The organism is Kitasatospora albolonga (assembly GCF_039535905.1).
In the GTDB taxonomy this organism is placed as follows: Bacteria; Actinomycetota; Actinomycetes; order Streptomycetales; family Streptomycetaceae; genus Kitasatospora; species Kitasatospora albolonga.
Genome location: NZ_BAAAYB010000111.1, coordinates 23,673 through 33,652, shown reverse-complemented (window position 1 = coordinate 33,652; position 9,980 = coordinate 23,673). Strand labels below are relative to the sequence as shown.

The following is a 9,980-nucleotide window of genomic DNA, read 5'->3' as shown; positions in this document are numbered from 1 at the left end:
GCCGCCTGACGCGGCGTGAAAGAGTGGACCGGTGAAGACGATCGGGCTGCTCGGCGGAATGAGCTGGGAATCGACGGCGGAGTACTACCGACTGCTCAACGAACTGACCCGGGAGCGGCTCGGCGGGCTGCACTCCGCCAAGTGCGTGCTCCACTCGGTGGACTTCGCCGAGGTCGAGCGCCTGCAGGTGGCCGGCGACTGGGGCGCGGCAGGCGACCTGCTCGCCGCAGCCGCCAAGTCGGTGGAGGCCGCCGGGGCCGAGCTCCTGCTGATCTGCACCAACACCATGCACAAGGTCGCCGACCGGGTCGCGCAGGCGGTCGACATCCCGCTGCTGCACCTCGCCGACGCCACCGCGGCGGCGGTGCTAGCGGCCGGCGTGCGGCGGGTCGGGCCTCCTCGGCACGGCCTTCACCATGGAGCAGGACTTCTACCGCGACCGGCTCGCCGCCCACGGCCTCGACGTCCTCGTCCCGGACGCACCCGGACGCGCCCTGGTCCACCGGGTCATCTACGAGGAGCTCTGCCTCGGCCTGGTCCGCGAGGAGTCCCGCGCCGCCTACCGACACGTCATCGCCGACCTGGTGGCCTCCGGAGCCGAGGGCGTCATCCTCGGCTGCACCGAGATCGAACTCCTCGTCAGCGAGGACGACAGCCCCGTCCCGGTCTTCCCCACCACCCGCCTCCACGCCGAAGCCGCCGTGTCGGCCGCCCTCTGGGCCGCCCCCACGCGGCCTTCGCCCGCGGCGACCGGGTGCGCTTCCGCGCCGCCGAGGACCGGCAGGACCCGCCGCGCTCCGTCCTGCCCGAACAGGTCGGCACCGCAGCAGTGGTCCTGGACGCCGAGCTCCGGGACGGGGAAGTGCTCTACTCCCTGGAACTGACCGGCCCGCCCGTGCTCCGCGACGGGCACTACCTGACCGGTCCCCCCGGGATCACCTGGACGATGCCCGAGCACTTCCTGGAGCCCGACGACGAGTCCACCGGCCAGGACTGACTCCACGTCGGGCCCGGCCGGCCCCCTCACCCCGGCCGTGTCGCCCGAGTGATCTCGGCAAGCTGGTCGCCCCACGAGGCATGATGCCCCGATGGGACATCTACCTGTCGATCTGCGTGCTTCCCTTCGGTTCTTCGCGTTCTACCTGGCCAACGGCACTGTCGACGTGGACCTGCTCGACGGATTCGACTACCGGCCGGCTCTGTTCCGGTTCGGCTCTCCGTTGGAGCAGGTCTTCGCCGTCTACAGCAACGTGCTGGAGATCGACTCCGATGGAAACGTGCTCAACGACGGAGATGCCCAGTACCGCGCAGCGCAGTGGATTCGCGGCTTCTGCGACCCGACGTACCAGGTGGAGCCGCCGTTCCAGGCCTGGGAGACCGAACTCCACGGGCCATGAGTGACCGGACTCGAACGATTCAGTAGCCCCTGTAGTACATGTCGTAGAGAGCCGAGCGCTCCTCGACCGAGAAACCCTCGAACGCGCCGTCGGCCTCGAGCTTGGACAGTCGGTCCAGCGCCTCCGCGGCAGAAGGCTCCGGGTGCGCCGAGAGGTACTCCTTCGTCGCATCGAGCCCGTGCCCGAGCAGGAGCTCGATGTCGATCGAGCAGCCCGCGTCGAAGCTGGCCCGCTTCGCGCTCCAGACGAGAAGCACATCGTCGATGCCGCCGCTGTTGAACAGTTGGACACAGCAGAGCTTCATCAGTTCGGTGTCGCCGTAGCCCTGGGACTGTCGCTCAAGCCTCGTGTGCTCTCTGAGCACTGAACGGATCTCGTCGAGGTCGGCGCCGACGGGACGGAGCCCGTAACGGTGGAAACTCTGCTCATCGTCCAACGGTTGCCCCCTGATCATTCGCTGGTCACGGCACGCGCACCAGCTCAATCGTTTCCATCCCTGCGATCCAACGTCCGACACAGCCACCGCACTCCCCCCGAGGGATGGGAGTTCACTCGTTGATGGCCTCGATGCCCCGGGCCTTCAGCGCCGCCAGGTGGTCGTGCATCTGCCGCAGCTCCTCCTCCGAGTGGCCCTGCCACTCCCGGAGCTCCGCGACCACGCGCAGGGGCTGCCGGGAGCGGTAGGAGCGGGTCGGGTTGCCGGGGAACTTCCGGTCCGTCAGGTTCGGGTCGTCCTCGAACGCGCCGGTCGGTTCGACGACGTAGATCCGTCCCCGCTCCTCCCCCGCGGCGAGCTCCGCGCCCCAGACGGCGGCGTTCAGGGTAGCGCTCAGGTAGACGAAGTTGGCCTTGTCGCCCTTGCCGTAGTTGGAGCCGTACCCGGGCTCCAGCAGCCCGCCGACCGCCACGACCGCCTTGGTGCCGTGGAAGAACGGGCCCGGGTCCCCGCTGCCCCACCTGACCGGCTCGTTCACGCCGCACCCGCCTCACGCCTCGACCTTCAGGACGCTGCCCATTCCAGCACACCGCACCCCCGACGGGCCGTCAGGACGGCAGGTAACGCGCCCAGTCGTAGAGCTGGCGGGCCGCGTCGCCGAGGGCGGTGGCGTAGAGCGTGCCGGGGAGGCCGCCGGCGAGCTCCTCCGTCGTGGTGGTGACCCCGACGACGGTGCCGGTGCCGGTGCGGGTGTCGAAGGCGGCGAACTGCGGGCCGCCGCTGGCGCCGTGCGACATGTCGCAGGTGGTGCCGCGGAGCGGGGGCGCGGCCGGGGAGGTGCGGACGGGGCCGGCGCAGTGGATCATGCGGGAGCCGGTGTACTTGCCCTCCGGGTTGTTCAGCCGGTCCTTGGGGTAGCCGAAGGCGTGCGTGAACTCGCCTTCCCTCGGCGGGGAGAAGGCGATCCGCTGGCTGCCGGTGACGTCCGCGACCCGGCGTCCGTCGGCGGAGCGGTTGAGCACCGCCGTCGCGGCGTCGTGACCGCCCAGGGCCGCCTCGTCGGAGGTGGCGGCGGTGTCCCAGGCGCTCGACGTCGCCATGACGGCGACGCTGAAGCCGCCGAGCGGCTTGCTGCCGTTGCGGTAGCCGGGGACGAAGTACAGGTTGTGCCGCCAGGTGTCGGCGGCGGCCCGACGGACCGGCACCGCGCAGGCAGTGCGCGGCCGGTGACGACGGTGGAGCGGTTCGGGGCGGTGACCACCGTGGGCGGTGCAGCTGCCGTCGTAGCCGTCGGAGAAGGTGAAGAAGAGCCGGCCGACGCTGCGCTCCACGGCGCCGCCGTGGGTCCACACGGCGCCGGGGTCGGGGGTGTCGGCGGGCAGCGGCCTCGGGTCGGCGGGGGTGTGGTCGTCCTCCGGCACGGGGGTGATCTCCGGGATGAGGGCCCCGGCCAGCCGCATCCGGTCCGGGGTCCAGTAGGCGTCGATCCGCGCGCGTTCCGGGGCGGTGGTGGCGCCGGTGTGCACGCTGAGGCCGCTGCCGCCGGCCGTGGCGGCGAAAGCGGCCGGCGGCAGCGCCACGGCGGTGGCGGCGGTGATCAGCAGTGCCCCGGCGGCTGCGGCCCTGCGGCCGGGGGCGGTACGGGTTCGGGTGTTGGTCGACATGCGGAGAACGTAGGCCGGGAGTGTCAGGGTCCGGCCTCGACCGGATCTCAGCCACCCGGCGAGCGGGTCATGATCGCGTAACGGCCCGGCAGCCCAGCCCCGGTGACGAACCGTCGGACGCGTCGGACGCCCGACCCGTTCGGCCGCACTCGGCGGCACACACGCCCCCACCTCGGCGGTTGACGCAGCGTCACCGCTACCGTTCTGATCGTATTTGTCGTTGATCAGGAGGAATGCCCGATGCCCCGACCGGGACGCCGCCCACTCCGCCCGCCGCTACGGATCGCGCTGGGTGCTCGGCCTGCTCCTGGGATCGGCCGGCACCCCTCCTCCCGCTCGCCTCGGCGGCGGACGCGCTCAGCTCGGTCGGCATCACCAAGACCCACGACCCCTCGGGCCGCCCCCTCCAGCCCGGTGACGAGTTCACCTACACCCTGGCCGGCCAGTGCTCCGGCCTGACCGTGGACTGCGTCCACTTCACCGTCACGGACACCCTCCCGGCCGGTCTGGAGGTGACCAGCCTTCCGAAGTCCACCAGCACCCGGGACGTCACCTACGACGCCGGCACCCGCCTGCTGACCGTGGTCTACAAGCAGCCGCTGCAGAACCCCGCCGACACCACCGGCCTGCGGGCCGGCCAGGCCGGTAGCGTCGAGGTCGGCATGCGCGTCCCGGCCGACACCCAGCTGGCCGACGGCACCGTGCTGACCAACACCGCCGACGTGAAGGCGGACAACGCCGATCCCGCCTCCGCCTCGGACGACGTCACCGTCTCCATCCCCCGCGTCGTCAAGCCGGTGGCCACCAAGAGCTGGACGGACGGCTCGGCGGTCGCGGGCAGCGGCGAGGAGAGCACGCTCACCCTCGGGGTCCGCAACAACTCCAGCTCCTCCGCCCAGGTGAGCAGCCTGACCGTCTCCGACACCGGCCAGCAGACCTTCGAGTACTTCGACTTCGAGTCCGCCACCGTCACCGCCTTCCCGGCCGGGGCGGACCGTGCGGCCCTGACCGTGACCACCGCCTCCGGCGCCACCGTCACCGGCCCGTCGATCAGCGCTCCCGGGCCGCTGCCGCTGCCGGCGGGCGTCGCACCCGGGGACGTCACCGGCTTCTCGGTCACCTTCACCAACAGCAACGGCGATCCGCTGCCCTACGACCCGGACGGCGGCACCGTCACGGTCGGCCTGAAGCTGCGCGACACCACCCGCTCCACCGGGCAACCGCTGCGCCCCACCGACAAGGTGACGGTCTCCAACTGCGCCACCCCCTCCGCCCAGGACCCGGTCGCCGGGACGGCCACCGGCACGGCCGCCTGCGCCCCGTACGACATCCTTCCCGACGTGCTGGTGCTCACCGGCACCAAGAAGTTCTTCCCGGACACCAACGGCGACTTCACCCAGCAGAGCGACGAGCACGCCGTGGCCGGTGAGGGCTCGCCCGTGACCGCGATGGTCGACGTCACCAACGCCTCCCCGTTCCCGGTGAAGTCCGTCACCGTCACCGAACCGCAGCCGGGCACCGAGGCCGACTTCGCCAAGGTCCAGGTCCAGCAGGTGCGGCTGCGCTTCCCGGACGGCGCCACCCAGGCCACCCTGACGGTCCGTTACGCGGACGGCACCAGCAGCACCACCACCTACACCGCCGACACCACCGTGGACGTGGCCAAGGCCGGCACCACCGTCACCGGCGTCGAGGTCACCTACACCGGGACCGACGCCGACGGGAACCCGTCCATCGCGCCGGGCGCCGACGCCGGGCTCGACCTGCACGGCCCGCTGGCCCCGGGGGTGACGGCCGGTCAGCTGAACGACTGCGCCGCCTTCGCCGGGGACGCGGGCCGCACCGACGGCAGCGGCACCGCCACCGGCCGGGCCTGCCAGGCCCTCACCGTCGAGGACCCGCGCTCCTCCACCGGCGGCAGCAAGTCCACCGATCAGACCGACATCCCGCCGGGCCAGCCGTTCACCATGCACCTGACGGTGCGCAACAACGGCAACATCCCGATGGTCAACCCCGTGCTCACCGACCCGCCCGCCAAGCCCGACGGCACGCCCGACTTCAGCAAGGGCACCCCCTTCAGCACCCTGCAGATCGACTCGGTGACGCTGAACCCGAGCACCTCCGGCGCCACCGTCCAGGTCTGGGACCCGACCGCCAACGCCGGGGCCGGCGGCTGGGTGGCCTACTCCGCCGCCGACACCGCGCTGCTCCACCGGGCCACCGCGATCCGGGTCGCCTACCCCGGCGAGATCCCGCCCGGGGGCGGCTTCACCGTCGACGTGGTGGCCGAGCGCCGCCCGGGCACACCGGACGGCACCACCTTCGGCAACTGCTTCACGCTCACCGCGGACTCCGGCTACACCTCGGGCGATCCGCTCTGCTCCTCCTCGATGAACACCGGCCCGGCCTCCGACTCGGCCTCGCTCAACAAGTCGATCAGCCCCGGCCAGCTCCCCCAGTACGTCCCCGGGCTGGAGCGTCAGCACGCGGACGTGGCCCTCACCGTGGTCAACACCGGCAACATGTCGGCCAAGACCCTCCAGGTCACCGACCAGGACGCGGACTTCTTCGACGCCGTCGACCTGACCGCCATCACCTCGAACAAGATGCCCGCCGGGGCGGACCGGGTCCAGGTCGACGCCTTCGTCAACGGCGCCTGGGTGAACGGCACCCCGGCCGGCTCGGCCGCGCTCCCCGCCGGGGTGAACGCCGCCGACGTGACCGGGGTCCGGGCCACCTGGTCCTCGACCAGCACCTTCAACGACGGCTACACCCTCACCCCCTGCGGCGGCGACAGCTGCGCGGGCGTCCTGCACCTGGACGTCAGCCCGCGCCCGGCGCTGCGCTCCACCGGCGGCCCCGTCCCGGACCAGCTGGAGGACACCGTCAGCGGCAGCTACCTCACCAAGCTGGAGACGGACGGGCAGCCCGCCGCCATCTCCCCCGTGACCGCCACCCTCAAGCTGGTCAAGGGCAACCCGGTGCTCGCCGTCAGCAAGACCCCGAACACCGTGCTCGCCCCCGGTGAGGACGCCCCGTTCTACCTCAAGGTCGCCAACACCGGCACCGCCAACGTCCCGGGCCTGGTGGTCAAGGACGCCCTGCCGCCGGGCATCGCCTTCCTCGACACCTTCCAGGGCGACGGCGGCAAGCCCTTCAAGGTGACGGACGCCCAGGTCCCGGCCGGGACGGCGCCGGTGCCCACGCCGGTCTTCACCGAGACCACCAGCGGCAGCCGGGTCTCCGCCCTGACCTGGGACTTCTCGAAGAACGCCGACGGCACCCCCTGGGTGCTGGCCCCCGGGGCGACCTTCACCATCGAGTTCCACGTCACCCTGGAGCCGGGCATCGACGCCGGACAGACCGTCACCAACACCATGGGCGCCACCTCCTCGGACCCGGCGCTGGCCTGCGACGGGCCGGGCGACCGGGACGGCGCCTTCGGCGCCGGGCTGTACTGCACCGCCTCGGCCACCCTCAGCGCCAAGTCGGGCGCCGCCTTCAGCGCCCGCAAGTGGGTGTCCGGCAACGACGCGCTCGGCTGGTACAACGTCCAGACCGGCACCGCCGTCCCGGTCGGCAGCGAGGGCTGCCTGGCCACCACCGACGCCGACGGCCGCCGCTACACCTCCACCCCCTGCATCGCCCTGGTCAACCCCGGTGACTGCTACCAGTACCTGATGCGCCTTCAGAACGCGGGCACCGAACCGGCCAAGGCGATGCGGATCGTCGACCGCTTCCCGGTCCAGGGCGACCGCGGCGTCCTGCTGGACCAGCCCCGCAACACGGCCTGGGACCACCGCCCGACGCTGGCCACCGCCCCGCGGCTGACCGGCCCGGGCAGCATGACGGCCGCCTACGAGAACACCGAGCCGCTCTGCACCGACGACCTGAAGATGGGCGGCGCCGGCTCCTCGGCGGCCCGCTGCCCCGCCACCACCTGGGACGACCCCTTCGGCCCGCAGGCCGTCGGCCTCCGCCTCGACCTGGCCTTCTCCCCCACCCTGGCCCCCGGCGGAACGGTGGACGTCACCTACGCCATGGACACCCCGCTGGACGTGGCGCACAACGGCGACCCGACCATCGCCTGGAACTCCTACGCGCACAACGAGACCACCGACCGGGCCGACACCGACCGGGTGCTCCAGCCCAACGAGCCCGTCCAGGTCGGCGTCGCCCTCGGCTACGGCGCGCTGAAGCTGGCCAAGGCCCTCGGCACGTACCCCGCCGCGCTCGGCCCGCTGATGTCGAAGGTGCCGTTCCCCTTCCACGTCACCTGCACCCTGCAGCCGCAGGGCAACCCGGCCCGCACCGTCGTGGACCAGGACTACCGGGTCACCGTGGACGCCCCGGTGACGGTCGATCACCTGCAGGCCGGCACCGTCTGCCAGGTCTGGGAGACCTCCGCCCGGGGCGGCCGGGCCGACCATCCGGCCTCCGCGCCGGTCACCGTGACCATCACCCCGGGCCTGGGCACCCCGTCGGTGCAGACCGCCACCGTGACCAACGACTTCGAGTTCGGCGCGCTCACCCTGGCCAAGCAGCTCACCGGCGAGGCCGCGGGCTACGCCGCCGGGCTCACCTTCCGGGTGAAGGTCTCCTGCGCCCTGCCCGACGCCGCCGGGGCCGCCGGGGGCCTGGTGCTCCACCACACCTACGGGCTGACCGCCGGTCAGCCCGTGGTGATCTCCCCGCTGCCGGTCAACTCCCGCTGCTGGGCCGAGGAGATCGACACCGGTGCCACCGCCGAGGCCGTGGTCGACCACGGCACGGCCGAGGACCCGGTGGTGATCACGGCGGACTCCACCGCCACCATCACCGTCACCAACACCTTCCCGGCCCCCGCCCCGCCCGCCGGTGACCTCCCCGCCACCGGCACCGGAGCGGCCCTGCTCGGCTCCGTGCTGGCCACCACCCTCCTGCTGGCCGGCTTCACCCTCTGGCGGACCGCGCGCCGACGCGGCTGACGGAGACCCGCACGACCCACGGCCGCCGCCCGGTGGAACCTCCACCGGGCGGCGGCCGTCGGTGCGCCGGCTGCCGGACGCCCTCGGGAAGGAGCCCACCCGGAGGGATGACGCGGCTGGTCCGAACGGGCGGGCGCGGGCGCGGCGCCTGCACGCCCCGGTGGGGGGCCGCTGCTGTGATGGGGCGTCAGGCAAGTGGACCGAGAGCGGGAGTGGCCCTGTGAGCACGGCGGAGCAGCGGGTGCCCCGGGCCGCGTACGTGAACCTGGTGGTGGCCACGGTCGGCTTCACGCTGACCTTCTGGGCCTGGAACCTGATCGCGCCGCTGGCCGGGGAGTTCGACAGGACCCTGCACATGTCCTCGTTCGCCCAGTCGCTGCTGGTGGCGGTGCCGGTGCTGGTCGGATCGCTGGGCCGGGTGCCGGTCGGCGCGCTGACCGACCGGTACGGGGCGCGGCTGATGTTCCCGCTGGTGTCGGGGCTGACGATCCTTCCCGTGCTGCTGCTGATCCCGGCCAAGAGCTCCTACGGGGCGCTGCTGGCGGTGGGCTTCCTGCTCGGCCTGGGCGGGACCACCTTCGCGATCGGCGTGCCGCTGGTGAACTCCTGGTTCCCGCCGCACAAGCGCGGCCTGGGCGTCGGCGTGTTCGGCATGGGGATGGGCGGGGTGGCCCTGTCCGGGTACGTCACCCCGCGGCTGTGGAAGCACGGCGAGGCCCTGCCGTTCACGGTGATGGCGGTGGCCCTCGCGGTCTACGTGGTGCTGGCCCTGCTGTTCCTGCGCGACCGGCCGGACCGGGTGGTACCGACCGCCCCGCTGCCCGCGCGGCTCGCGGCGGCCGGCCGGCTGCGGGTGACCTGGGAGCTCTCGGCGCTGTACGCGATCGGCTTCGGCGGGATCGTCGCCTTCGGGGTCTACCTGCCGACCTACCTCAAGACCTGGTACCACCTCTCGGCCACCGACGCGGGGGCCAAGGCGGCCGGCTTCGCCCTCGTGACGGTGGTGTTCCGCCCGTTCGGCGGCTGGCTGTCGGACCGGGTCCACCCGGCCGTGGTGACCGCCTGGTCGCTGGCACTGACCGCGCTCTTCGCGATCGTCCAGGCCTTCGACCCGGAGCTCAGCCCGGTCGGCACGATCGCCTTCCTGCTGATGGCGGCCGGCCTGTCGACCAGCAGCGGCGCGGTCTTCGCGCTGGTCGCGCAGGTCACGCCGGTGGGCCAGGTGGGCAGCGTGACCGGCATCGTGGGCGCGGTCGGCGGGCTGGGCGGCTTCGTGCCGCCGCTGGTGATGGGGGCGGTGTACAGCGAGAAGGGCAGCTACTCAATCGGCTTCATGCTGCTCTCCGACCTGGCCCTGGCGGGCTGCGTCTACGCGGCGGTCCGGATGCGCTCCGTCCGCGCGGACGCGCCCTCCTGACGGAGCGCCGGCCCGCCGAAGCGGAGTGGACGCGCCTCGGCACCCCCTCGGGCCGGCTCGCCGCCTCGCCGTTCTCCCGCTTCGAGTCCCTGGAGGCCG

The 9,980-nt window shown here is 72.7% G+C and carries 7 protein-coding genes and 1 pseudogene; 5 read left to right on the top strand and 3 right to left on the bottom strand.

Translation table 11 applies throughout. The annotated features are described in order from the left end of the window. Positions 1-31: 31 nt before the first annotated feature. The 3 genes and pseudogenes from ABD946_RS28060 to ABD946_RS28050 all read left to right on the top strand — a co-directional run. Positions 32-716, top strand: a pseudogene (locus ABD946_RS28060) (aspartate/glutamate racemase family protein); the annotation flags it as partial. Between the two features lie 146 nt (positions 717-862). Next, entirely contained in the window at positions 863-997 is a 135-nt protein-coding gene (locus tag ABD946_RS28055; RefSeq protein ID WP_345288196.1) for a hypothetical protein, read from the top strand. Positions 998-1,088: 91 nt separating this feature from the next. Continuing rightward, complete coding sequence (locus tag ABD946_RS28050; protein ID WP_345288194.1) at positions 1,089-1,397, top strand: DUF7677 family protein; 309 nt, start codon at positions 1,089-1,091, stop codon at positions 1,395-1,397. A gap of 19 nt (positions 1,398-1,416) precedes the next feature. Here the strand turns inward: ABD946_RS28050 and ABD946_RS28045 are convergent, their stop codons facing one another. From ABD946_RS28045 to ABD946_RS28035, 3 genes are all read right to left on the bottom strand, one after another. Beyond that, a complete protein-coding gene (locus ABD946_RS28045; protein WP_345288192.1) occupies positions 1,417-1,833 on the bottom strand; it encodes a hypothetical protein in 417 nt (138 codons plus the stop codon). Positions 1,834-1,945: 112 nt separating this feature from the next. After that, entirely contained in the window at positions 1,946-2,371 is a 426-nt protein-coding gene (arr, locus tag ABD946_RS28040) for an NAD(+)--rifampin ADP-ribosyltransferase (RefSeq protein ID WP_345288190.1), read from the bottom strand. Between the two features lie 70 nt (positions 2,372-2,441). Then, positions 2,442-3,497 (bottom strand): trypsin-like serine peptidase, encoded by a 1,056-nt coding sequence (locus tag ABD946_RS28035; RefSeq protein ID WP_345288188.1) that lies wholly within the window; start codon positions 3,495-3,497, stop codon positions 2,442-2,444. Positions 3,498-3,730: 233 nt separating this feature from the next. Between ABD946_RS28035 and ABD946_RS28030 the strand changes: the two genes are divergently transcribed. Beyond that, positions 3,731-8,464: a DUF5979 domain-containing protein gene (locus ABD946_RS28030; RefSeq protein WP_345288187.1), complete on the top strand. Its 4,734-nt coding sequence runs from the start codon at positions 3,731-3,733 to the stop codon at positions 8,462-8,464. 220 nt (positions 8,465-8,684) lie between these two features. Further along, positions 8,685-9,881: an MFS transporter gene (locus ABD946_RS28025; RefSeq protein WP_345288185.1), complete on the top strand. Its 1,197-nt coding sequence runs from the start codon at positions 8,685-8,687 to the stop codon at positions 9,879-9,881. Positions 9,882-9,980 lie beyond the last annotated feature (99 nt).

Bases quoted from the DNA above. Each gene is read 5' to 3' on its own strand.
- ABD946_RS28050 (WP_345288194.1), top strand. From the start codon at position 1,089: ATGGGACATCTACCTGTCGATCTGCGTGCTTCCCTTCGGTTCTTCGCG.
- ABD946_RS28030 (WP_345288187.1), top strand. From the start codon at position 3,731: ATGCCCGATGCCCCGACCGGGACGCCGCCCACTCCGCCCGCCGCTACG.
- ABD946_RS28035 (WP_345288188.1), bottom strand. From the start codon at position 3,497: ATGTCGACCAACACCCGAACCCGTACCGCCCCCGGCCGCAGGGCCGCA.